This window comes from Rubripirellula lacrimiformis, from assembly GCF_007741535.1.
GTDB lineage: Bacteria > Planctomycetota > Planctomycetia > Pirellulales > Pirellulaceae > Rubripirellula > Rubripirellula lacrimiformis.
In genome coordinates this window covers 7,129,382-7,152,875 of record NZ_CP036525.1, presented here as the reverse complement: position 1 = coordinate 7,152,875, position 23,494 = coordinate 7,129,382, and the positions used below count along the sequence as shown (strand labels likewise).

The 23,494-nt window shown below is 58.0% G+C and carries 18 protein-coding genes; 9 read left to right on the top strand and 9 right to left on the bottom strand.

Going from position 1 to position 23,494, the window contains the following annotated elements; genetic code table 11:
* Positions 1–305: 305 nt before the first annotated feature.
* From K227x_RS25005 to K227x_RS24995, 3 genes are all read left to right on the top strand, one after another.
* Positions 306–860, top strand: coding sequence for an RNA polymerase sigma factor (locus K227x_RS25005; protein ID WP_145174416.1), 555 nt, complete (start codon positions 306–308; stop codon positions 858–860).
* Entirely contained in the window at positions 857–1,315 is a 459-nt protein-coding gene (locus tag K227x_RS25000) for a hypothetical protein (RefSeq protein ID WP_145174413.1), read from the top strand. The genes K227x_RS25005 and K227x_RS25000 overlap by 4 nt, the downstream gene beginning before the upstream one ends.
* A 233-nt stretch (positions 1,316–1,548) precedes the next feature.
* A complete protein-coding gene (locus tag K227x_RS24995; RefSeq protein ID WP_218933511.1) occupies positions 1,549–2,265 on the top strand; it encodes a hypothetical protein in 717 nt (238 codons plus the stop codon).
* 140 nt (positions 2,266–2,405) lie between these two features.
* Here the strand turns inward: K227x_RS24995 and K227x_RS24990 are convergent, their stop codons facing one another.
* Positions 2,406–3,608, bottom strand: coding sequence for an amidohydrolase family protein (locus tag K227x_RS24990; RefSeq protein ID WP_246146212.1), 1,203 nt, complete (start codon positions 3,606–3,608; stop codon positions 2,406–2,408).
* Between the two features lies 1 nt (position 3,609).
* On the opposite strand from K227x_RS24990, the gene K227x_RS24985 reads away from it, so the two are divergent.
* Entirely contained in the window at positions 3,610–4,251 is a 642-nt protein-coding gene (locus K227x_RS24985; protein ID WP_145174407.1) for a DNA-3-methyladenine glycosylase, read from the top strand.
* Between the two features lie 272 nt (positions 4,252–4,523).
* Here K227x_RS24985 and K227x_RS24980 read toward each other — a convergent pair whose 3' ends face one another.
* Positions 4,524–5,711: a type II and III secretion system protein gene (locus K227x_RS24980; RefSeq protein ID WP_145174404.1), complete on the bottom strand. Its 1,188-nt coding sequence runs from the start codon at positions 5,709–5,711 to the stop codon at positions 4,524–4,526.
* Between the two features lie 157 nt (positions 5,712–5,868).
* On the bottom strand, positions 5,869–6,660 hold the full coding sequence (locus K227x_RS24975; protein ID WP_145174401.1) for a fasciclin domain-containing protein: 792 nt from the start codon (positions 6,658–6,660) through the stop codon (positions 5,869–5,871).
* 324 nt (positions 6,661–6,984) lie between these two features.
* On the opposite strand from K227x_RS24975, the gene K227x_RS30865 reads away from it, so the two are divergent.
* Positions 6,985–7,836, top strand: coding sequence for a hypothetical protein (locus K227x_RS30865; protein WP_218933510.1), 852 nt, complete (start codon positions 6,985–6,987; stop codon positions 7,834–7,836).
* A gap of 238 nt (positions 7,837–8,074) precedes the next feature.
* Here K227x_RS30865 and K227x_RS24965 read toward each other — a convergent pair whose 3' ends face one another.
* Together K227x_RS24965 and K227x_RS31535 are read right to left on the bottom strand one after the other, a co-directional pair.
* Positions 8,075–9,409, bottom strand: a complete 1,335-nt coding sequence (locus K227x_RS24965; RefSeq protein WP_145174398.1) for a 3-deoxy-D-manno-octulosonic acid transferase — start codon at positions 9,407–9,409, stop codon at positions 8,075–8,077.
* Between the two features lie 206 nt (positions 9,410–9,615).
* The gene (locus K227x_RS31535; protein ID WP_145174394.1) at positions 9,616–13,308 is read right to left on the bottom strand and encodes a preprotein translocase subunit SecA; all 3,693 of its coding nucleotides are present in this window, start codon (positions 13,306–13,308) and stop codon (positions 9,616–9,618) included.
* Positions 13,309–13,712: 404 nt separating this feature from the next.
* On the opposite strand from K227x_RS31535, the gene K227x_RS24955 reads away from it, so the two are divergent.
* Positions 13,713–16,967, top strand: a complete 3,255-nt coding sequence (locus K227x_RS24955; protein WP_145174391.1) for a CHAT domain-containing protein — start codon at positions 13,713–13,715, stop codon at positions 16,965–16,967.
* A gap of 58 nt (positions 16,968–17,025) precedes the next feature.
* On the opposite strand, the gene K227x_RS24950 is transcribed toward K227x_RS24955, so the two are convergent.
* A complete protein-coding gene (locus K227x_RS24950) occupies positions 17,026–17,697 on the bottom strand; it encodes an RNA polymerase sigma factor (protein WP_145174388.1) in 672 nt (223 codons plus the stop codon).
* 80 nt (positions 17,698–17,777) lie between these two features.
* On the opposite strand from K227x_RS24950, the gene K227x_RS24945 reads away from it, so the two are divergent.
* A complete protein-coding gene (locus K227x_RS24945; RefSeq protein ID WP_145174385.1) occupies positions 17,778–19,256 on the top strand; it encodes a hypothetical protein in 1,479 nt (492 codons plus the stop codon).
* Here the strand turns inward: K227x_RS24945 and K227x_RS30860 are convergent.
* On the bottom strand, positions 19,253–19,393 hold the full coding sequence (locus tag K227x_RS30860) for a hypothetical protein (protein WP_218933509.1): 141 nt from the start codon (positions 19,391–19,393) through the stop codon (positions 19,253–19,255). The two genes, K227x_RS24945 and K227x_RS30860, sit on opposite strands and share 4 nt — an antisense overlap.
* Here K227x_RS30860 and K227x_RS24940 point away from each other — a divergent pair.
* Positions 19,392–20,678 carry a DUF4832 domain-containing protein gene (locus K227x_RS24940; protein WP_145174382.1) on the top strand — a complete coding sequence of 429 codons (1,287 nt, stop codon included), beginning with the start codon at positions 19,392–19,394 and terminating at the stop codon, positions 20,676–20,678. The two genes, K227x_RS30860 and K227x_RS24940, sit on opposite strands and share 2 nt — an antisense overlap.
* A gap of 27 nt (positions 20,679–20,705) precedes the next feature.
* Here K227x_RS24940 and K227x_RS24935 read toward each other — a convergent pair whose 3' ends face one another.
* Positions 20,706–21,887, bottom strand: coding sequence for a hypothetical protein (locus K227x_RS24935; RefSeq protein ID WP_145174379.1), 1,182 nt, complete (start codon positions 21,885–21,887; stop codon positions 20,706–20,708).
* Positions 21,888–22,026: 139 nt separating this feature from the next.
* Here K227x_RS24935 and K227x_RS24930 point away from each other — a divergent pair, with 139 nt between their 5' ends.
* Positions 22,027–22,491, top strand: coding sequence for a RidA family protein (locus tag K227x_RS24930; protein WP_145174376.1), 465 nt, complete (start codon positions 22,027–22,029; stop codon positions 22,489–22,491).
* 266 nt (positions 22,492–22,757) lie between these two features.
* Here the strand turns inward: K227x_RS24930 and K227x_RS24925 are convergent, their stop codons facing one another.
* The gene (locus K227x_RS24925; protein WP_145174373.1) at positions 22,758–23,369 is read right to left on the bottom strand and encodes a methyltransferase domain-containing protein; all 612 of its coding nucleotides are present in this window, start codon (positions 23,367–23,369) and stop codon (positions 22,758–22,760) included.
* Positions 23,370–23,494 lie beyond the last annotated feature (125 nt).

Sequence of the window (23,494 nt, the reverse complement as noted above, 5' to 3'; positions counted from 1 at the left end):
TTTCCTCTGAGCACACAAACAATTTCGGCCGCGGCACACCTCGCTAGCAATCGATGAAACCGGTGCCTCCGGTCCCTCGCGGGCTGCGGCCGAGCGGACCGTTACCGCATGGATGGCCCGGTTTGTTCTGGCGCGATGATCGCTGTTCTACTGCTGACCACGGTCTCATCCTCGATTGGTTTCGTTCAACTTGGTAATTTTTAGGTTGCTTTATCGTTTTCAGTGCAACCTTTTCGCCGTGACCGCCACTACGTAAGGTCGCCGGAGGGACCGGTGATCGTCGTCGTGGTACGGAAAACAGTCGAATGGAACAACCACTAGCGCCGGGAATCGCCGATCGCCTCCGGCGGAGTGAATCGAAAGCGGTCGAATCCGTTGTCGATGCCTTTCATGCGCCGATCTATCGATACTTGGTATGCCGTGGCTCCACCGCATCGGAAGCTGAAGAACTGACGTCCGAGGTTTTTTTTCAAATCCTCAAGAACATTTCGAGCTTTCGCGGTGGTGACGATCAGGTGCGTGCATTCGTGTTCTCGACGGCAAGGCACGTTCGCGCCAATAGTTATCGAATGCGATCACGCAGTGCGCGTACGATGGATCGCGCAATGGCGATCGCCGACTCTCAGGCTTCACCAATGGAGCGATTGTTGGCCGACGAACGCCAAGCAAAGGTCGTCGAGGCGATTGGACAACTCAACGAAGTGGCGAGGGAAATCATTGTGCTGCGTTTCGTCGAAGGTCTTTCAATGATTGAAATTGCAACGATCTGCGGAATGCCCATGGGGACCGTCAAAAGTCACCTTTACCGTGCAAAACAAGAATTGAAACAGGAATTATCTGATTCGGAGCCACATAAATGAACAACGAAAAGTTGGACGGGAACGACGATCAGTACCTTCGTGATGCGCTTCGTACAGTCCGAGAAATGGAAATTCCATCCAAACTCAAAGCCAATGTTCTTGCTGCGGCACTGGATGGGTTAGCCAGTTCAGAATTGATCCGACCGATTGATTCCGCAGACACAAGATCACAACGGTTTAGGTTGCCAGCAGCGATTGCCGCGTCTCTTCTGGTTGGCATCGGTCTCGGGTGGACTTTGCGAGGGGGAACAAGCCAATCTGTGGGTGAGGTTCAGGTGCGATCGAAATCGCTGCCCTCTATGCCCGCTTCTGTCTGGCCCGCCAACGCGACCAGCAATGTGGACTACCAGGATAACCGTTCAGGGAAGTTCGCTTTTACCGAAGAGACCTATCTGTGTGGGATAGGGCGAATTCAGTCCAGCTCGAAATACCAAACTTGGGAAGAAACGCAATGAATGTGACATGGCATCTAGTCTTGATGATGGCACTCTCGATCATGACTGGTCATTCCGCTTCAGCCGACGACACTCCATCGAAGGATGGGAACATTCGCTATGCCGAACTGCGAGTTGAGCTCCGTTCATGGATACGTGGCGAGGAGAGGAAGACTCTTCGAATGCACAGTTCAAGCACTTGTAGTAACGGAGGATCCGTTGGAACTGGGGTTGGCGGCGAAAGCGGATTCAACGTGACTGTTCGCTGCATTCCCGATCTAGATCGGATTGCCGCCGAAGTTTCGATCAGTCCGTCAAAGGCCAATAAGACACTTCAAGCAAGTGAGTTGGTTGTCGACATGTCAAACATGCGTACGAGTTACCTTTTGGTTTCCAAGGACGAAGATAACCGATCTTATGTCTTGTCCATTGAACCAGAAGTCATTGAGGAAAAGCCGCCCAAAGCGTTCACTATCGAAGACCTGTTGCCGTTCGACTGGGATTTCCCCCAGAGCCCCGTCGTTCTGAACGACGAGATCTACGTTGGACGGATTGGAATGAGCGGCGGATCGCTGGTGGGGATAGCCATCGCTGGCATCGCCGATCTGAAATTTTCATTGCGACAGTTGAAGGATGCCGAGCCGACCGGGGTGCTGCAGCACGGCACATTGACCATCAAGACGAAGAACGACGTCATTGTCATTTCAGGAGTCCGTAACGGTGCAAACAAACTTACCTTGCAAGGGCCGTACAAGGTGTGGGTCCGATCGACTGGCGAAAACGTTTCCAACGATGAATACAAACGACTGATGAACTCTCAGCTCGACGCGATTCAAAAGCGGAAGGCTGAGGGCGACGCGTCCATTACCGATGAAGCCATCGAGCGAATCAAGAGCTTCGTCAACGAAGGTCGCCCAATGCTGATCGGTTCAAGTGCCAGGGATGTTCGCGACAGTGATCTGGTGAAATGAATTGCAGTGCAGCTATTGTGGATCGACCAAACTTGCTGCACCGCCACCATCCGCAGTTCGTGTGTCGTCGAAAAGTGTCAACGCCGATGTTCTGATCGGCAAAACATCGCCTCCGGAATGAAGCACCTACGGCGACGAATTCACCGTGGGACCGGAATGGGAAATTCGGACCGGAATGATTCGTAGACTCCATCGATCGATTTGGCGTTGGTGGGAAGCATGCCTAGGATGGATCGGCACCCGGGTTGGATGCGACCGTAATCGGGACGGCCAAGTGCGTCTGCGCCGGACGCGGTCGCCATCCGCAGGACGTCTGCTGGCGGTAGGTCCGTGCGATGGCGAAGCAGGTGTTGCACTTCGCCCCACAGATTCAGGTCGGGATTGCTGGCCCGCGAATCGGTTCCCAGTGCAACCAAGACGCCGGCCTGCAAAAGCCGATCTACCGGGTGCGGTGGGTAGTCGAAAAAGGCGTGCGTCCGGGGGCAGTAGACCACGGACAGGTTGCTGTGTTGGGCGATTCGCTGGATCTCCCGATCACCAAAGTCATTGGCATGCACCAATAACCCACGGCTGGATCGGGACAGTTCGTCGATCAACCATTCCAGCGGTCGATCGTCCCAGGGGAATAGGTCCGCATTCCAAACGCCCATGGCGGCCAGCGCATCGGCAAACGGTCCGGTGCCGGCAGTCAACAGTTCACGTTCGGCCGGGGATTCGGCAACATGCATTGCCAATGGGCGACCGGATTTTGCCGACGCGTCCACGCATCGCGTGATCATTTCGCGGGGCGTCGAATAGGGCGCGTGCGGGCTGTAGCCGAACCCGTCATCGCAGGCCAGGTGGTCCTGGGCAGCTTTCCAGCGTGCGTCGCTACGCGGCCGGGACAGACCTAGGACTTCCGCAAACGAAACGATTGCCGGCATCGCGTTTGGGTTCGATTCTTCGCTGCCCAGCAGGTCATAATGGCAAGGCGGGGTGGCGATGTCGCCGATCAGGGCAACCGATGCCGCAGCGGACTGCTGGATGCCGTCGGCGATCGACCGGTTGCGTCGATCGACGTCGCTGTCACCCCGCTGCCGAACGACCATCGAAATCCATTGTGGCAAAGTGATTCCCGGTTCACCGATCGGCTGTGACAAGTCCGAGAATTCTAAGTGCGTATGGGCGTTGACCAATCCGGGCAACACGGCGACATCCCCCAGGTCGATCGCGGCGGTCGGTGGCTTGGATGTTTGGACTTCGAAAATCTGGTGATCGTCGAGACGAATCCAGCCACCCTGGATCGGTTCGCCGTCGACCGGCAAAATCCACCTGGCAGTGATCACGCGATGGGTATCGGACAAAATGAATCTTCCTTTCCAACAAGATGACGTTCCGCGGACATTCTATGATCGTCCGACCAAGGACGTGGCGATCGACCTCTTGGGAATGACGCTGTTGCGAAAGACCAGCGGTGTTTGGCTTGGCGGCGTGATCGTCGAAACCGAAGCCTATTTGCCAGCAGGCGATTTGGCCAGCCATTCCCATCGCGGACGAACCCCCAGCAACGCATCCATGTTCGGGACAGCGGGAACCTTGTACGTCTATCCGATCCACGCCAAACACTGCCTGAACTTCGTCACTGAATCGGCCGGGCAAGGCGCGGCTGTTCTGATTCGCGCGATCCAGCCGGTCTGGGGAATCCCACAAATGCAGTCCAACCGCGCCGGCGTTCCATTGCAAAGGTTGACCAGTGGTCCGGCGATGACTTGTCAGGCCATGGATGTCGATCGAACCTGTGACGGAATCGACGTCGTGGACAGCGACGATTGGATCATCGCACCGGCGAAACAATGGCAGCCGTTTGTCGTCACGTCCACGGTGCGCATCGGGATCACAAAATCGGCGTCACGCCGGCTGCGATTTTTTGTCGATGGCAATCCGTTCGTCAGCGGCCGCCGCCGTGATCACCAAACCCCACCAAGTCGGGTTGGACGTTCGGGATAGAACAGTCCAGCAGCGGGCCAGCGGGGAAGAATCGAGGAGATTAGAGCGGCTCGGGGTTGGGAGCCGAGTTCAAGTTCGAGTTCGAGTTCAAGTTCAAGTTCAAGTTCAAATGGGGACAGGGATACGGTTCGAAAACTTAAACTCGAACTTAAACTCGAACTCGAACTTCTTCTCCCCCTCTTCTCCCCTTCCCTTCTTCTCCCCTTCTTCTCCCCTCCCCTTCTTCTTCAACTCTCGAGCCTAGTATCCCCCCTCTCTCCGTTTCACCCTCTTCAACGGCTCACTTCGCTCGGTTCTAGAATGACCAGCAAATACTGTTCGACATTGACACTTTCCGTGCTGGTGAAATTTTGCCCCAAGTACGGGATGCGGCCTACCATCGGCATGGGAACATTGCTTTGGATTTGGCGAGTGCTGCGGTGGTGTGGGTCGATCAGCAATGCGTATCCCGCGGCAACGGCTTCGGCGACGTTGACCGTTTTGGTCATGTACTGTGGCACTTGAACTTCGACCGGTTCGTCGGCGAGTCCGAAAAGCTGTTCGGTGATGACGTTTTGGATGCGACTGCAGTTCAGTTCTGCGCCCAGGTGGATCTTTCCCGCCGGTGACTGCGGTGATTCGCCCGGCACGATTCGTGCATGCACTCGCAGTCGCGTTCCAACATCAAAAACCTGGATGTTGGGTTCCTTTTCTTGGCCGACCAAATCGACCACAAACGGTCGCTGGGACAGATCGTTCATCTCGGCCTCGGTACCGTCGAGCACAAAGATGGACGGTGCGTTCTGGACTTCCGATGCGTTGGATTGTTTGGCTAGGTGGATGACGGATTCCAGGTCGGTGGGATCCAGCACACTGGTGGTCGCTGACGACGGGCTGACGACGCGCTGCACACTGGTGTTCACCGCCATGCCGGATCGCAGCGAGTCTTGTTCGCCGGTCAGCCGACTGGCATTGGAAATATGGCGAAGTTTGTCCTTCCCCAGACTCTTGTAGATCTGCTTTCGCTCTTCCATACCAACCATCAAATAACGCACTCGGATTCGAATTTGGCGGAGCGCATCCGGGCTTGTCTGAGACGCCGGCTGGAAATCGAACAGCGGATCCGTGCTAGTCCCGAGGCCTGTTTGCGGGGTGCCACTGATGTTCGACTCGCTGGAAATCGGGGATCGCATCGAGCTTGGCAAAACGTGCGAAACCTGTTCGACCGACAACGGTTGTGACGGATTGCCACGACGGGCCTCGGGCTTGGCCGCTGGAGTGCCGGGATTGGTAATCGTCAGCTGGGCACACAGAGAGGGTGCTTGGATCGTCATCACAGCCAGTGCGATCAAAAAAGTGTACTTCGTCGCCATCGGGATGCCCTTGTGGGTGGGGTGTTCGAACGCACCCGTCAGGCATAGCAAAAACGACCAGCCGATGGCAATGGAATCGGTCCGCTGAGGGAATGGTTTGGAAACCATCGTGCGGGGATCCTGGAACAGCAGCGTGGGCCGTTGGAATGATCGCTGCCGTTGTGGATTTGGCTAGACATCGTTGCAGGGAAAGGAATTCTGGCGAATCCCACTACGACGACGGTATCCGGCGGTCGTTTGCATGACCGCACGATTCCTAGTCGTCCTACTCTTGCGGCAACAGCACCGTGTCGATGGTGTGGATCCATCCATTGCTGCACCGGATATCCGTCTGGATCACACGGGCCGTGCCTAGGGAGATCTGTTGATCGTCATCGTCGATAGAGATCTTGATATCGTTGCCCTGCAGAGGAGAAAGCGTGTCGAGCAGTTGGATCTTCTCGGCGGTCCATGCGCCTTTGAAAACGTGGTTGTTCAGGACGGCGACTAACGCCGGTTCGTTCGCGGGTAGCAACAGTTGCTGCAGCTTGCCCTTGGGCAGTTTGGCAAAGGCTTCGTCGGTGGGCATCAGAACCGTGATCGGTTCGGATCCGCGAAACTGGTCCATCAAACCCGCGGCTTTGACGGCGGCGACAAACGCGTACAGTTTCGCTGAAACGGCGGTCTGAATGATGGGCCGGGCGACGATGTCAGTGGCGGCGGCATCGGAAGGCGTTTCGGGGGGCGTTTCGGGATTGGCGGGAACCCCCGGCACAGGCATCTGTGCCTCCGGTTTCTGCGGATCACTTTTCCGCTGCTGGGGAGTTTCCAGGCCGGTCTTGTCCAGGTCCGTCATTTTCAGGCTCGTCCGCTCTTGTTTGCCGGTTTCCGACGCAGCGTCCTGCGCCGCGGTGACCTCGGATGGCACCGTTTCTGCGGTTTGGGCTGCCGAAACCGGCGACGCCAAGATCATCATCAGCCCGGCGACCAGCAACCCGGCGACCAGCAACCTGGCGACCAGCGGCACGGCCCAGAACCCCACCGTCGGTTGGAAACGCGTCATGGGAAACGACGGCATGGCATGTTCTCAAATGCGGGCAAGGAAGCGTGGATGTGACGGCCTGGAAAGGACTTAGCGACGATGGCGTAGCGTTTTCGGACGTCGCTGGCGAAGTCGCTGATGCAGGCCAGGTGCGTCTGCACAGCCACGGAAACACGTGATTTTAGCAAATCTGGCGAGGATTCGATTCTCTTGCCGAAACCCTGGGCGATCCGCTTGGTTACAACCTATGAAGGCCGCCGAGTTTCAGATGAAAGTCCGCCGCAATGAGTCGAATCGTGAATTCACCGATCGGCCTACCGGCGTGTTCGCGGTCAAAAACTCCTATGGGAAATCGCACACATGAAATTCTCTTCTCGCACTTTTCGATTGTTCGCACTGTTGCTGGTTTCGGCCGGCATGACCGCGACCGCCGCCTTTGCCCAGGATAATAACCGTCGTGGCGGCGGACGGGGTGGAATGGGTGGTGGTCGTCCCGGTGGTGGTGACCCAACCTTGGGACTGCTTCGCGTCGATCAAGTTCGCGAAGAATTGAAGCTCAGCACCGATCAGGTTGGCGCTCTGGACAAACTGAGTGAACAGATGCGTCCTGAACGCCCTGAAGGCGTCGATTTCCGATCGATGACCGAAGATCAACGCAACGAGTTCTTCGCAAAGGTCCGCAAGGACGCCGAAGAAAAAACAAAGGAGATGAAAGAGAAGCTAGAGGAAGTGTTGTTCCCCGAGCAGATCGAACGTCTCGGCGAAATCGCACTGCAGGTCCAAGGATCGCAAGCGCTGGAATCGCCTGAGGTCGTCAAGGAATTGACCATCACCGAAACCCAAAAGAAGAAACTTGCTGAAGTGCGCGAATCGCTGGGGCAAGAAATGCAGGCCAAGGTTCGGGAAATGTTCTCCAACCGTGACCGCAACCCGAACATGCGAGAAGAGTTCGCCAAGCTGCGTTCGGAAATGGACGACAAGATCTTCGCCGTGCTGACTTCGGATCAACGCAGCAAGTTCGAAAAGATGAAGGGCGACAAATTTGAAATGCCCGAAGGTGCCATGGGCTTTGGTGGCCCCGGCGGCGGACGTGGTGCTGCCGGTGGTGACCGCGGCGGACGTGGTGGCGCCGGCGGTGAACGAGGTCGCGGAGGTCCCGGTGGAAACCGTGGCCGTGGTGGCGACCGTGGACAGGGCGGTTCGGACCAGTAGCCTCCGTCAGGGCTGTCACGACACGCCCGGTTTTAACTCTTTTTTTCGGCTGCGGCGCAACGCTCCGCCGCGCCGATAGGGGCAAACTCTTTCGAGAGTTTGCCCCGTTTTTTTTGCCCCGTTTTTCTTTGCCTGTTCGGTATTGGGCTGCGACCGTTTCGGACGCACCAGTCACGCCCCCAACATTCCACGCCCTCCATCATTCCACGTCCTCCATCATTCCACGTCCGGGCAGGCGCTACGCGGCTTTGGACGGGCTAAGTGGCTTTGGCGGTGCCAGGGCGGATTCGATGTTCTGGCACAGTTGGTCGACCGTTCGCTTGGTGGCTCCGCGATGGCGGGCCACGACCGCCTGTGCCGATCGGCCTAGGCCGTCCGCGGCCGGGATCTCTTCCAGGCAACGCAGGACAAAGGCAGCCAATTCGGACTGGTTCGCGACTCGCACCGCAGCCTGAGCCTCGATCAACTGGTTGGCAATCTGTCGGAAATTGCGTGTGTTGGGGCCGAACGAAACCGCGGCGCCATAGCCGGCTGGTTCCAACATGTTCTGGCCGCCACGATCCCCAAAGCTGCCGCCCACGGTTGCGATCTGCCCGACACCCCACCAATCACGCAGTTCGCCGATCGTGTCCACCAGGATGACTTGATCGTTGTTCCAGTCATCGTCGTACATCGACGAGTCGGTGCTGCGGCGATGGACCTGTAAACCGGATTGTTGGACCAAGCGAGCGACGGAATCAAAGCGTTCCTTGTGTCGCGGAACCAAGATCAGCCGCAGTTCGGGATGTTCGACGCGAAGGCTCTGGTAGATCTCGATCGCCATCGCTTCCTCGGCACTCTGGGTGCTTCCCATGATCCAAACACGATGCCACGGATCGACCCCTGCCCATTGAACCAAACGCTGGACCGAGGCCACGTCGCGGGATGACGGCGCATTGTCGAACTTCAACGACCCGGTCACCGAGAGCCGATCGGGGGCGGCGCCACAGGCTTGGAAATGTTGACGCGTCGCGTCGTCCTGACATCCCACCCAATGGAGTCGACCGAAAGTGGTCCCCATCCACCTGCGGAATTGCTGGTAGCGTTTGGAACTGCGATCGCTCAGCCGGGCGTTGATGATCGATACGGGGCAGCCCCGGTCGGTCGCGATGCGGATCAGGTTGGGCCACAATTCCAACTCGGCAATCACCAACTGCAGCGGCGATAGATTCCTGAGGGTGCGTTGCACGGCCCAGCTGAAATCCAGGGGGCAAAAGAAGACGCGATGTTCGCCAAACCGGCTGATCGCCAAGTCATATCCCGTGTCCGTGGACGTACTGACCACGATGCAGACGTCCGGGCACTGTTGTTCCAGACGCTTGACCACGCCGGCCATCAAGTTCACTTCGCCAACACTGACCGCGTGCACCCAAACGCAGGGGCGTCCTTGGGTCAGGTCAGTCGCTTCGGACGCAGAGAGTCCCCATAACTTTTGGCGAGTCCCGCGTCGATAACGTCCATGACGAAGCGCCCGATAGGCGATCCAGGGCGATGCGACGGCCAGGGTGATCAAGTACAGGACGTTGGCAAACATAGGAATCCTTTCCTGGCGCGTTTACTCAGTGACCGTTGAACACGTCACTGACGTCGTTGCGTTCGCCTTGCAGAGAATGGAATTCAGGCGAATCCCAGTGCAAAGACGGACACTGATTGTTCCGACGGTCCCCAGCCAAACCCGGCGGCCAGCTAGCACCGTGTGGGGATGCCAAGTGCTAAACGCCGGGATCGGTTAGCTTCCTATTACTTTCGCATGTGACAGGCTTTGTACTTCTTTCCGCTGCCGCAGGGGCAGGGATCGTTACGCCCGACGCGAGGTCCGTCGTTGCGAATCGGGTCGGGGCGAACCTCTTCTTTTTGGTTGCTGGCGTCGGCAGCAGCCTGCGACGCGTTGTTGGTTTCCGCAGCCACGGCGAGTGCCGAATCGGCTTCTTCGTGACGAGCCTGGCCTTCGACGTAGGTGCTGCGAATGAAATCTTCGTTCAGTGATTCCATTCGGAAGATCAGGTCGGTGACGCGTTCGCCAATCGATTCCCACATCGATTCGAACAAACGCATGCCTTCGCGTTTGTATTCGACTTTGGGATCCATTTGGGCATAGCCCTTCAATCCAACGCTGCTGCGCAGGTGGTCCATCGTCAGCAAGTGATTCTTCCAGGAATCGTCCACGATGTTCAGCAACACTTGGCGTTCCATCCGTCGCATTTCAGGATGGAATCGATCATCAACGGCACCGTTGACGACCAAGGCAAGCTCGGTGCGATTCATCCGCGACAAGTCTTCCTTGATCGCGTTGTGATCCAGTTCTTCCTTCAACCAATGGACCAGCCCTTCCAGTTTCCCGGAGTTGCCCGCAGCGACGGCCGCCGTCGTTTTCTGGTCCGCCTTGCCGAACAGTTCAGCAAGCTTGGTTTCGGCTTCTTTGTGTTTGGAGTCGGCTGAATTGAGAGTGCCACGGCTGTATTCGATCAGTTGACCCTTCAGCTCGTCGCGAGTCAGGCGAACATCATCGATATTCAGATCGGCCGCAAAACGCCGGGAAACCCACTGGACCAATCCTTCGCGGTCCAGCGAAACCTGGCCACCCTGTTTTTCGGTAAAGCGTGACAGTCCCGTCAGTACCGGATACTCGGCTTCCTTGTTCAGGTAAGCCTCTTCGGCTCGCGCGGACAACGAATGCGCCACTTTGCGGCGGTCTTCGACGTCGCGGAATTCGTCCGGCGTGGTTTCGATGCCGAACTTGTGGTGCATCCAGGCACTGAGTGTGCGAAGTCCAAAGTCGGCGTCCAACATGACCTCGCCTTCGGTCAAGTCGATCGTGCCGACTCGTTCGCAGGCCTTCTTGGTCAGTTCGTCGATCATGTCGTCACGATCGAGTTTCTGCAGCGAGTGTTCCTGGTAGTTGGTGCCCAGCCGGGTGTTCGCCCAGTTGGCCAACGCCTTCCAGTTCCATTCGTCTTCCATCGCTTCGGGAAGATTTTCCTCGACGATTTCACCGACGGTGACTTCAGCTGCTCGTTCGGCCAGATCCTTGGCGTAGGAATCGGCCATTTCGAAGTCCATGTTCACGAAATCGCGGGCTTCCAACTGGCAATCCAGTTTCGATCCGGCGAAGGCGGCGAACGAATCGACCCCGTAATTGGTGTCCAAGAACGTGTCGACGTACTTGGTGATTTGACCGCGAACCAGTTCTAGGATCATGGTCCGTGAACTGTGGCCGTCCAACAGATTTTGGCGATAGCGATAAACGCGTTTGCGTTGTTCGTCCATCACTTCGTCATAGTCCAACAGACTCTTGCGAATTTCGTAGTTGCGTTCTTCGACCTTCTTTTGGGCCGCAGCGATTCGGCGGGTGACCATTTGCGATTCGATCGCTTCGCCTTCCTTCATGCCCAAGCGTTCCATCATGCTTTTGACGAAATCGCCGGCGAAGATCCGCATCAAATCGTCTTCAAGCGACAAGAAGAAACGGCTGGAACCGGGGTCCCCTTGGCGACCGCAACGACCACGCAATTGAAGGTCAATTCGACGTGATTCGTGACGTTCGGTGCCCAACACATACAGGCCACCGATCTCGCGAACGACCTTGCCCTCTTCGCTCATCTTTTCCCGCTCGTCGATCTCGTCGACCAGCTTGTTCCAAACATCGTCGGGAACTTCCAAGCGTGTGGGGTATTCGTGTTGCAGTTGGGCCCAAGCCATCGTTTCGGGGTTCCCACCCAAAATGATGTCGGTACCACGACCGGCCATGTTCGTGGCGATCGTGACCGCGGCCAGTCGACCAGCCTGTGACACAATGTCGGCTTCGCGACCGTGCTGTTTCGCGTTCAGGACTTCGTGTTCGATGCCACGTCGTTCCAACAGCGCCGACAATCGTTCGCTCTTTTCGATACTGACCGTTCCGATCAGAACGGGGCGGCCCTTACGTTCGACCGATTGGATCTTGGATCGCGGAACCCATTCGGCTTTCTTCTCGCCCTTCAACAGGATCGAGACCTCATCGTCGGTTTCGCTTTGGATGATGCCCCATAGTTCGTCGTCCTTGGTGGTCAGCACATCCCATTTGTGCGCCCGTTCGACTTCGTTGGCCAAGGCTTTGAACTTGTCCTTTTCGGTCAGGTAGATCAGGTCGGGATGTTCGATCCGTTGCATCACACGGTGGGTTGGGATCGCGACGACGTCCAAACCGTAGATCTTCATGAACTCGGTCGACTCGGTCATCGCCGTACCGGTCATCCCGGACAACTTTTTGTACATCTTGAAGATGTTCTGAAGCGATGCGGTCGCGAAGGTTTGGGTTTCTTGCTTGATCGGCACGCCTTCTTTGGCTTCGACCGCTTGGTGCAACCCGTCGGACCATTGACGGCCTTCCATCAGTCGTCCGGTGAACTCGTCGACGATCACGATCTGGCGATCTTTGACGACGTAGTTGACGTCCAATCGATACAGGAAGTGAGCCTTTAGGGCGTTGTCGATCAGGTGGGGCCATTCCATGTTGCCCGCGGTATAGAAGCTTTCGACGCCAGCTAGTTTTTCGGCTTCGCGGACACCATCGTCGGTCAACGTCACGTTGTGTTGTTTTTCATCGACGGTGAAGTGTGTTTCTTTGACCAGTTGGCGAGCAACTCGGTCGGCCTCTTGATAGCGGCCCAGATCCAGGTCGGCCGGTCCGCTGATGATCAACGGAGTCCGCGCTTCGTCGATCAGAATATTGTCGACTTCGTCAATGATGGCGTAGTTCAACGGGCCTTGGCACTGTTGGACATCGCTGGGGAATCGGTCGTCGCCCTTGGCCGCCGGACGCATGTTGTCGCGCAGGTAGTCAAAGCCGAATTCGTTGTTGGTTCCGTACGTGATGTCGCACTGATAAGCAGCCTGTTTTTCCGACGTCGACATGCCCGACTGGATGGCGTTCACCGTCAAACCCAGGTTCATGTACAGCGGAGCCATCCATTCCATGTCGCGGCGTGCCAGATAGTCATTGACCGTGATGACGTGGACGCCCTTGCCTTCCAATGCGTTCAGGTAGGCAGGCAGGGTCGCGACCAGGGTTTTTCCTTCCCCAGTCACCATTTCCGCGATGCCACCGGTGTGCAGCACCATCCCACCGATCAATTGGACATCGTAATGACGCATGCCCATGAACCGTTTGCCGCCTTCGCGACAGACCGCGAACGCATCTTCGAGGATGTTGTCCAGAGTCTCGCCGTCGCGCAATCGGCTGCGCAACACCTCGGTCTGGCCGCGAAGTTCGTCGTCACTGAGCGCCGCATACTTCGGTTCCAACGCCGTGACTCGCTCGGCCCGTTCGCGAAATCGCGTCACCGTTCGAGCGTTTGCGGAACCGAAAACGGCGGTAATGCCACGTTCAAAGGAGCCAAAAATGCCGCCGAAAACGACACCCAGGATGTCCCAAATCTGTTCAAAAAATGACATGGTTCTGTAAAGTTGGTTTCACCAAATGGCCGCTCGCAGAAAGCCGCTGGATGCGACGTCCGCTCGCGTTTGGAAGATATTCGTCCCTGAAAACGGCTCTGGTTCGCCGTCGCTGGCAACCACTCGGTCGCGCAGGAATCGCTCGTAAATCGTTCTGATAGCTAAAGTTACGGGTTTAGGAAAAATGGGTCAACTGCGATTGTGATCCCCCCACTTCGGGCCCCAAGGATACGGTTTCCAGGCTCCGGTGGTGGGAGTCTGGGCACGATGGGGGTACCGATGATACCGGGGTTCGTCACGAATCTTGCCCGCGGATCGCTAAAACAATTCGCCGCTTTCTCGGGCAGCCTCTAGGATTGGAGGGAAGAACTCTCTCTTTTCTCAAGCTTTTGGCTTCGTCGCCCATGTTTTCCTTCTTCCGCTGCCCGCATCATCGCGGTTTTCGCCGAATCATGCCACCGACCGTCGATCGTTGGGCGACAGGTTGTTCGCTGAGTGGTTGTTCGCGGCCGCACGTCTTTGCTTGGCTTGGAATCCTGGTTGCCAGTTGGACGCTGATGATGTCCACCCCGGACACCGCCCGCGGCCAAGGCGGCGGGCTTGGCAATTTCGGAGCCCTGGGCGGGGTCGAACTGACCGGCCAGTACCCACCCCAGTCCTACTATCTGGCGCTTCAGGTCTATCGCAGCGGGGACCTGCCCAATGCCGTCGATGCCTTCGAAGCGGCACTGCGCGGATCACGGCGCGATGTGAATGGGCGAATGATCGACGCCATTCCAGCCCTGGCCATGCTGGGCGAATGCTACTGGCACCTGGGCAATGTGCCGGCGTCGCGGGACTACACCGACCAAGTGTTCAACATTGCGATCCGCTACCACGGGTGGATCGGACGCGTGGACTGGGGGACTTCTGTTCAGGCAAACGTGCAACGAACCAAACCCAATTGGTTGTGGCCCGAAGCGGCTGCTGTCAATTTAATTCCGACGTCCCAGCGGATCATGTTCACCTCGGGCAAACAGTTGACCGAAGCCGACCTGGTTGCCGGCGGCAGGATCGAAGAACTGAATTTGCGGCCCATGGACATCGTCGAAATCATGCGCGGTGTCGCGGTGGCATCCCATCGGCGGCGGATCATCATGGGGCCACTGGCCGACGACGATGCGGTTGCCGCCACCTTGGTCGATGCGATCAAGTTCCCGCGAGACCTGAACATTCCGGTTGCAAGATCCCTGATCGGTTCGATGCGGACCGCGGGATACTTTGCCAAGCACAATGAAAAAAGCGTTCTTAGTGAAGCAAACCGCTCGGCAGTTGTCGGTGGGGTTCACCCGTTGTCGGCGATTGCATTGCAGTGCCAAGCGTCGACGATGGCGGCGTCTAGCCAACCCGATGCTGTGATCGCGATCGCGGCCAACGTGGCGAACGCGGCCGCAGTCACCGAACAACCCGAATGGATTGGCGAGGCAATGCAGTTGGCAGCCGGTTGTGCCAGCGCGGACCGGGCCGCCGGCGTGGCCAAGATGGCGACCGTCGCGGCAGGCGCCCTGAGCCGACAATCGCGTTTGGGGACGTTGCATTGTTTGATCGCCGCCGCCGACGCGGCGGTAACCGCCGGCAGCATCGACGATGCGTCGGGTCTGTTGTCGCAGGCCAGTGGCTTGCTATCGCGACGTGACGTCATCCAGCCGCGTTTGGAAGCCTATGGGGCATACGTGGCCGCCCGGATCGCCGCAGCCCGTGGTGCATCCTTTGGTGGCAATCAATCCGGCGATTTAGAACTGTCGTTGGCCAAGATCGAATCCTTTGCGTTGAATCATCGCGACCGAAAACAGATTCTGATTTCGATGCCGCGGATCTATCAGTTGGGATTGATTCGTCAAGCGATCGGCAACTCGGTTGGCGGCACGACGGGATCCCAATGGTTGGAAGCTTACAGCGACGAACCGACGATCGACGTTTGGCGACGTGACGCCGTCGATGCGTTGGCAGGCGTCATCGTGGACCGATCGGCGTCACACCAAGCACGCATCAACTTGGCCGCCGTGGGTGGATACGCCGAAGAACTTTTGCTGGCTTGCGATTCGATGTTGGCGGCGCGTTTCGTCGATCGGCTGCCCATCGGAGGCCGAATCGCGCGGGCGCGAGCGATCGCTGGCAACGACGATCTCGATCAGGCGGCCGACGTCGCCGAGATCCGAGCAGCGGCGGGACCCTTGATGGCCGAATTGCGTGCCGGGGCGCTGATCGGCGGTGACCCCAATCCACAGATGGTGGAAACGTTGGAATCCAAAGCTTTGTCCGTGGCGCTCTCGCGAGTTCGATTGCCACAGATGGTCGTGCCCCAATTGGATGCCAAGCTGCCAATCGCCAAGTTGCCGCCGCGGACCGGGCTGGTCACGTTCACATCCGTCGGCAATCGACTTTATGGCACGTTGTCGGGCGATGGGGAAACCGTGATGTGGAACGTCGCGGGCAGTTCCAGATTGTCGGGCGAAATCGGTCGATTGTTGATGGGCATCGGTGTCGGCAAGTCGCGTGGCAAGCGATTGCCCGAAGACGACGCTTGGAAGAAGGCCGCGCTTTCGATTCGCGATCGGTTGTTCCCCGACAACACTCTGGTCACCGCGGATCGTTTCGATCACCTGATCCTGGTGCTGGATGGACCGCTTTGGTACCTGCCGATGGAACTGTTCCCCAGCGAAGCGGAAGATTCTCCGATGTGGGCCGATACGTTTCAAATCCGGTACGCCCCCACACCCGGTATGGGAATGAAGCCGTCTGCGATGCCACCGTCCAGTCGCGTTGTGGGGATCACTTCGGACAAGTTCTTTGCACCTCGTGATAAAGACCTGAATGAATCGATCTTTGAATCCGTCATCGAATCGGCAGCTGAATCGATTCGATTGCCCGAATCGCTCAGTGTACCCACCGCCCTGTTGGGCGAACGGGTTGGGCACTTGGTGGTCGCATCGGCAAACCCGGCAAACTTGAAGGCACCGCTGGCGATGTCGCTGGCCTCGTACGATTCCTCGTCGCCCTATTCGACGACGGCGGCATGGTTGCGATTTCCGTTGGCGGCCCCACGTAGCGTGGTGTTGTTCGGGATGCGAACGTCGGTGGATGTCGGGAAGATGGGAACGGGCGACGAGATCTTCATGACGCTGTGCGGTCTGCACGCCGCCGGGGTCCGCAGTGTGTTGCTGTCGCGATGGGCTGTGGGCGGTGAATCGTCGGCGGCGCTGTTGCGAGAGTTTCTGCAGGAACTGCCGTTCACGGGCATGAACCATGCCTGGGGCCGGTCCCGAGAACTGCTGCGGCAACGCGAACTGGATCCGACCGGCGAACCACTGCTGATGCAAGCCGAACACGACCGCGAAGGTGTCACCGGCGACCAACCGTTGTTCTGGAGCGGTTATCTGATTTCGTCACCGCCGATGCCCAAGGCAGCCGAAGCACCGACGGCACCGTCGACCGAGAACCAACCCGCAGGGAACCAACGTGTGGGAAACGGGGCAGCCGAAATGCCTGCCGCCGACGCCGCGATCCCAGACGCCGCGATCCCAGACGCCGCGATGCCGGATGCCGCAATCCCTGATGCGGCCGCCATGGAGGACCCCGCTGCACCGGTTGCCGAAGCGATCCAGCCGGATGCTCCGTAGAACGCAGGACTCGGTCGGGGTGTAGGGCCGCCGGCCTGTGGTTCAGTCGGCCTGTTCTTCAGTCGGCCTGTGGTTCGGCTAGTTCCGGAAACACGCCCTCGTCCAGGTCCATGCGTTTGATGATCGCTCGCAGCCGAATCTGAAAGTCGCTCTTGTAGTTGGCGATCTGTTGTTCGGTTAGCCCGGTGGCTTCGGCGACTTGCTTGTTGGCTTTGCCGACGACGAACAGCAGTTCGATCGCTTTGAGTTTGGTCCATCCATCGCCGTCTTTCCAACGCTGGATCTGTTCAGCGATCGCGTCTCGGACGGCGGTCTCTTCGATCGCTTTGCGTTCGACGCTGCGAGCGATGGAGCTGGCCACGCGATCGCTCCCGGGCGGTTCCATCATCCGGTCGCCGCCGCTGCTGCCCCGGTGGTGCATTTGGATCGATGGGCGTCGGCCTTCCCGCCGCAAGTGGTCGGTCAACTTGTACGCACAGATCGAAAACAGATAGCTTTCCAATGGGCGATTGCCGTCGTAATTGGGCAAACTGATCAAAAAGCCCACGAATGCTTCTTGAACGATGTCTTCGCTGCTGGCCCGATTTCGAATTCGGCTGTCGGTGAAGGCCAATAATCTGCCTTCGAACCGCTCGATCAGCGTTTGCCAGGCGTCCGCGTCACCCTCGCGAATCCGCTGGACCAAGTAGGCATCGGCCTCGTTGGATTCCGTCGCATTTGAAGACACCATCAAGAATTACCAAAATACGAGGGGGGGGCAGAGGCTGCTGGAGATGCGAAACCGACTTCCTGCTTATCCAATCTAGCCGGGTGGCGTTGATTTGGAAAATACATCCTGCGGCGACGGCCCCCGGTGTCGGGATGGAAGCCGGTGGATCCGTCATTCACATCGCTGGCCGGGTTCGGATAGGATTTGACACGACCGACGGTGCAGGCAACGCGGGCGAAAACGATGTCGCGCGCCCCGCCAAGCCCGTTCTGGACCGAATGCATGCCACGCCAATGACCGATCCCTTGTCCAACGACACTCCCAACGACACACCGACTGACGGCCCCGATTCCACGGCCCACCAATCTGGCGCCGCCGATTCGGGTGCGGATGGTGCTGGCCGCCGTGATGCCGATCCCGGTCGCCCCGTTGATTCAGGGGCTGGCGAATCAACATCCGGGAATTCACCGTCCGGGGATTCAACATCCGGGAATTCACCGTCCGGCAGCGACAGCGACGATCAGGGGCACCGTGGATACGATTTGGAAACCGGTTTGCTGGCCCGCGTCCGCGACTGGGTCGACGTGTTCCCCTGGGTTCGTTTGGGCCAAACGCTGCGCATCGCCGCCTCGCCATCGATGCTTTCGCTGACTGCGTTGGCGATGGCGATCCATTTCCTCGGGATGTGGTTTTTGTTTGGCTCCGAACCGTTGGTGGACGCGGACCGTTTGCCACCGCAGATCTTGCCGCCACCGATCTTGACCAGTCCGTTGGCGGAACTGGAATCGTATTTCGTCACGTTGTCGCCCACATCGATTTACTGGAACTCTGACCGCTTAGGGGGGGGTTGGTCGGGCGTCGCGATCCTGTGGACGTTGTTGGTTTGGGTGCCACCGGTGCTGTGGCTAACACGCCAAGGCGCATTGTTGACCGCCGGGCGGACCATGGCTGGCAATGCGATGATGTCTCGGCACGTCATCGCCCGCACACCGGCTGCGTGGTTGTCGGCTTTGGTGCCGGTGCTTTGCATCGGGTTGATCGGTGTCGGGTTGATTGTCATCGGGGCGATCGCGCGAGTCGTCACGGGGCCCGCCGCGGTGGGCTGGGCGATGGGATTGATTGCGACACTGGTGGCGATCCCCGGTGGGCTATTGTTGTTCGGTTCTTTGATCGCGGTCCCACTGGCTTGGGCGGCGATCGCCAACGAAGCTGATTCGGATCCGCTGGATGCGTTGAGCCGAGGTTACGAATATTTCTATCGGCGTCCGCTGCATTGGATTTCGTATGGGCTGGTTTCGTTGGTCATGTTGGTCATCGTGGCTGCGATGGCATCAGGAGTTGCCTGGGCTAGCGAGCTGCTTTGCGTGGCGATGATCGAAACGGTGGGCGGCCCCCCACAAACCGTCGAGGCGGTTCAATTCTGGTGTCACAAGTTTCCGACCGTCGTCAGCCTGACTCTTTTCTGGGCGATGGTGGGCGGCGTCTACCTGTTGGTTCGTTGCAATGCAGGCGGCCAGGAAGTCGAAGACCTTTGGCAGCCCAAGCCACCGGCCCCGCCATCGATGCCCGAACTGCCCTAGCATCGCTGTCGTCCGCGACGTCCTTGACGACCGGGTATGATCGGACGCGTCGTCAATTGCATGGCGGCCGGTGCGCGGTCGGTTCGGCGGCGAACCATCAACGCCATTTCTGGATCCCGCTGAAAGACATCGATCATGCCAACCCATCCGATCCTGGCCCGACTTTGCCTGGGCGTATTTTGCTGTGCCACCATGGGGGCGGCCGCAAATCTTTCGTCCCGTCCGCTGTTGGCCCAGGGCGCCACCGCAGCTTGGCGGCCGGTTGCGTTGGATCACCAGATTGATCGAGTCGCCCCGTGGACTGGCATCGTGCTTTGGAATGACAACGACAAGGCCACCAGCGACGCCATCCAGTTGGAATATCGCTACGTCCGGTACAACGACATCGTCGGCGCCGACGGCAGCTACCGATGGGCCGAAGTTGACAATCTGTTGGACCAGATCGCATCGCGCCAGCATCAAGCCATCCTGCGGTTCTATTTTGTCTATCCCGGCAAACCGGCCGCAGTGCCCGAGTCGCTCACCAAGCAGCCCGGCTATCGTGGCGTGACAGCCAAGTCCGAAGGCAAGTCAACGGGATTTGTGGACTGGTCCCATCCCGCAGTCGAAGCGTTTGTGATCGATTTCTATTCTCGATTCGCCGACCGATACGATCGCGATCCACGCTTGGCCTACCTGCAGACAGGATTCGGTTTGTGGGGCGAATACCACATCTACGATGGGCCCCGCGGGCTTGGCGAAACTTTTCCAAGCAAAGCTTTTCAAACCCGGTTTTTGAATCATCTGGCGTCGTCGTTCAAGCAGACCCCGTGGATGATCTCTGTCGATTCGGCCGATGGTGATTATTCGCCGTTCGAAGAACAACCCCAACTGCTGGAGATCGACTTTGGCGTGTTCGATGATTCGTTCCTGTGCAAACAACATGCGAAGGTCAATGCACGGAACTGGCAGTTCCTAAAGATCGATCGTTGGAAACGATCACCGGGCGGGGGCGAGTTCAGTTATTACAACCGGCGTGACCAAAAGAACGCCTTGTCGAAAGCGGGCCCCAACGGTCGTTCGTTCGAAGACATGGCCAAGGATTTTCATGTTTCGTTCATGATTGGCAACGATCAGCCCCGTTACCAGGAAATGAACCGGATTGCCGAAGCCGGCATGGCGACCGGGTATCGGATTGAAATCGATCAGTGCAGCACCAACGGTGACGATTGGCGTATGACGGTCACCAATCGCGGCGTCGCACCGATGTACCACGACGCCTACGTCAGCGTCGCGGGCAAACGTTGTGCACAATCGTTGAAAGGACTGTTGCCGGGCGAAAGCTTGACTTGCCAGATCGCCGGCGCCGGCAGTGCCGCTGATATCTCGATCCAATCGGATCGTTTGGTCGATGGCCAAACGATCCCATTCGCTGCAAAGTGAACCGCAATTGAGTTCGCGAAGGATCGACTACGGCAGATCCATCACGACCAATTTCTGCGTTTCGCCTTCCTTGCCAATGATCGCGATGGCTTGCGAATCGGAAAACTTGTCCATCTGCGTCACGCCGTCAAACGCGTCGATTGTTTCGAAGGCTTGTCCGGCGGTGCCACCGCCACCAACCCGCTCGGTCAATCCCGGCGCGTTTTGGATTTGGTCGGTGCTGATCTTCATGACTCCACGGGCCGTGTTGCTCATCAACAAATTGGTCTGGCCGTCTTTTTCGTAGGCGATCAAATCGATCGGGCTGTTCCAGTTGCCCAGTTCGGCAACGGTTGTGCCCCGGACCGTGTCTTTGCCGCCTAGGCTATCGATTGGGAACCGGACCAGTGGTGTGCACGTGAACCCCGCCAACAAGGTTGGCAAACCATCGATCGTCATTGGGATGAAAGTGCGGATCGCAGGTTCTTCGACGCGTCCATGAGCCGCGTGATAAATCTGGACATTGGTGACGACGCTGTTGTCCGAAAACGGAAACGAAAACTCCATCACGTTCGATGGGGATTCATCGGCCGAGATACCTGACACCATGACCTTGCCGTCAAAGAAGGCGATGTCGGTGATCGATTCCAGACGCAGATTCTTTTGGCGTCGACCTTCGCCGGTCAGTTTGTCGGCTGGCGGATTGGGCAATTGTTTGCGGGCATGTTCGACCTTGCTGAGATTGATCATCTGGACCGTGCCATCATGGCGGATTCGCGACAGGTGTCGACGACCTTTTCCTTCGGCCGAAACGATGATGGTTCCTGAATCGGGATCGACGGCCAAGTCGCCGATCGTAATGTCACTGCCGTTGGATCGCACCGCATCGCCAATGGCCCGGCGGATATCAGCGATTTCTAGCTTTGCGGCGTCCTTGGGATTCGCAGCGGCGTTGGTCGTTGCCGAAGCGTCCGGGGCGATCGCGATCGCGTAGACCGTGGCGGCTTTCGGATCGCCGACCAGCAACACACCTTTGCCGGCGAAAGTGATCGGGCCAAGCGACTGGAGTTCCACCGGACCGGGCGTCAAACCATAGTGGTCGGCAGCGGACACCGGGTTGGGCGCCGACACAAACAGAGCCAGGGCAACGGCGGCCACCGACGCGATTTGCGACGACCCCAGCGGGGCGACCTGAAATCCAAACAGCGAGAACTGAACGGGCGAGCACATTTTTGTCTTCCTTCCAACGAGTTTTAGGAAACCGATCGCAACCGGGTTGGCCCCGATTTGTTTGATCCTATCGTTTTCAAACCCTCGCCGGTGGCTTACGTTTTGCGGATTCTAGGTTTTCCCCACGGAGAAGTTTTTGATGAGCGCCGAAGCTAAATTGATCGAACTGAAGTTGGAATTGCCGCCGTCCCCGAAACCGGTTGGCGTGTACAAGCCGATCGTGATCGCCGGCAACATGGCGTACCTGTCCGGCCACGGCCCGCTGAAAGCCGACAAAAAGCTGATCACCGGTCGACTGGGTTTGGACATGGATGTGGAAGCCGGGTACGAGGCCGCTCGCATCACCGGCTTGGGAATGCTGGCGACTCTGCAAACCAATCTCGGCAGCCTGGACAAGGTCAAGCGTCTGGTAAAGCTGCTGGGATTGGTCCGTTGTACCGACCGATTTGATCAGCAACCCGCCGTGATCAACGGATGCAGCGAACTATTCCGCGACGTCTTTGGCGAAGAAAACGGTGTCGCAGCCCGCAGCGCCCTGGGCACCAACGCCCTGCCCGGTGGAATCGCCGTCGAAATCGAAGCGATCTTCGAAGTCGAAGTTTAATTCGCACGCAAGCGGTGAATTGAAGGTTGCGAAATTCGCCAACGGCTTGTCGATTTAGTCGAACTTTCAGCGACCCTAGTGATCCGCTGGCCGTGAGGCCACGGGCATTGGGGGATTCCCGGCCGCTGACGAGAACGGCCGGCTTAGCCGCCGAGCGGGCCTCACGGATAGCGATGACTGACGCAATCTTGATCTCCTCGGCTGAGCCGCCCACAGACGGCCTCGCCGATCTGCTCGCTGGCTCTGGCGGATCGCTTTCATCGACGTCAGGTTTTGCGGTACAGCCGAATGTCGTTCGGGCCACAGAACATCAACAGCAGTGCACCGCGAGCGGCGTAGCGTTCGAAGACGACCTCGTGAAAGTCGTCTTCGCCTGGCCAAGGATAGGAATACACGATCGCAAAATCGTCCAAGTCCAATCCGATCTTCGCATAAGCATCGGGGACCGGGTGTCCCAAGCTGGGCAGCATTGGATCGTCGGCCAATCGCTGTGCGCCCGGCGGCAAAAAGTTGCCGTGAAACAGTTCCAGTTCGACATCCCAGTCGGCAATCGTTTCTCGGCCTTGGGTTAGCAGGACATCTTCGGCTTCGATGCCGATCACGTCCAAGCCAAGCGTCGCGGCTGCGGCACTGACGATTGCGAACCCGCATCCCCATTCGACGAATCGCTGGCCGATCGTCATTTGGGTCTGAAGTGTCCAGTCGAGTGACTGATAAACGTGGGCATAATCGGCCGCGACAAACTGCTCGATCTGGGGCCGATCCCAACGGTCCTGGAACCTTTCGATTCGGGCTAGCGCAGAATCAATGCGCTGTTTGATTTTGTCAGGAATCGGCCTGCGATCAACGCTGGATGGGATTTCAATTTTTTTCAGCACGTCTTTTTCGATCAGCGGGCGGGGAGATGTTTGGCGAGCGATGTGTTTGGGGCGACCGGCAAAGTTCGAAGTCGATGTTTAAGGGGGCGGCAACCTGCTGGTTTCTAACCTATGATTGACCTACC

What these genes read in the sequence shown, in the direction of transcription:
- K227x_RS24950 (WP_145174388.1), bottom strand. Translation starts at nt 17,697, where the DNA reads ATGGTGTCTTCAAATGCGACGGAATCCAACGAGGCCGATGCCTACTTG.
- K227x_RS24930 (WP_145174376.1), top strand. Translation starts at nt 22,027, where the DNA reads ATGAGCGCCGAAGCTAAATTGATCGAACTGAAGTTGGAATTGCCGCCG.
- K227x_RS24935 (WP_145174379.1), bottom strand. Translation starts at nt 21,887, where the DNA reads ATGTGCTCGCCCGTTCAGTTCTCGCTGTTTGGATTTCAGGTCGCCCCG.
- K227x_RS25005 (WP_145174416.1), top strand. Translation starts at nt 306, where the DNA reads ATGGAACAACCACTAGCGCCGGGAATCGCCGATCGCCTCCGGCGGAGT.
- K227x_RS24985 (WP_145174407.1), top strand. Translation starts at nt 3,610, where the DNA reads ATGAATCTTCCTTTCCAACAAGATGACGTTCCGCGGACATTCTATGAT.
- K227x_RS25000 (WP_145174413.1), top strand. Translation starts at nt 857, where the DNA reads ATGAACAACGAAAAGTTGGACGGGAACGACGATCAGTACCTTCGTGAT.
- K227x_RS24955 (WP_145174391.1), top strand. Translation starts at nt 13,713, where the DNA reads ATGTTTTCCTTCTTCCGCTGCCCGCATCATCGCGGTTTTCGCCGAATC.
- K227x_RS30865 (WP_218933510.1), top strand. Translation starts at nt 6,985, where the DNA reads ATGAAATTCTCTTCTCGCACTTTTCGATTGTTCGCACTGTTGCTGGTT.
- K227x_RS24980 (WP_145174404.1), bottom strand. Translation starts at nt 5,711, where the DNA reads ATGGTTTCCAAACCATTCCCTCAGCGGACCGATTCCATTGCCATCGGC.
- K227x_RS24965 (WP_145174398.1), bottom strand. Translation starts at nt 9,409, where the DNA reads ATGTTTGCCAACGTCCTGTACTTGATCACCCTGGCCGTCGCATCGCCC.
- K227x_RS24975 (WP_145174401.1), bottom strand. Translation starts at nt 6,660, where the DNA reads ATGCCGTCGTTTCCCATGACGCGTTTCCAACCGACGGTGGGGTTCTGG.
- K227x_RS24940 (WP_145174382.1), top strand. Translation starts at nt 19,392, where the DNA reads ATGCCAACCCATCCGATCCTGGCCCGACTTTGCCTGGGCGTATTTTGC.
- K227x_RS30860 (WP_218933509.1), bottom strand. Translation starts at nt 19,393, where the DNA reads ATGATCGATGTCTTTCAGCGGGATCCAGAAATGGCGTTGATGGTTCGC.
- K227x_RS31535 (WP_145174394.1), bottom strand. Translation starts at nt 13,308, where the DNA reads ATGTCATTTTTTGAACAGATTTGGGACATCCTGGGTGTCGTTTTCGGC.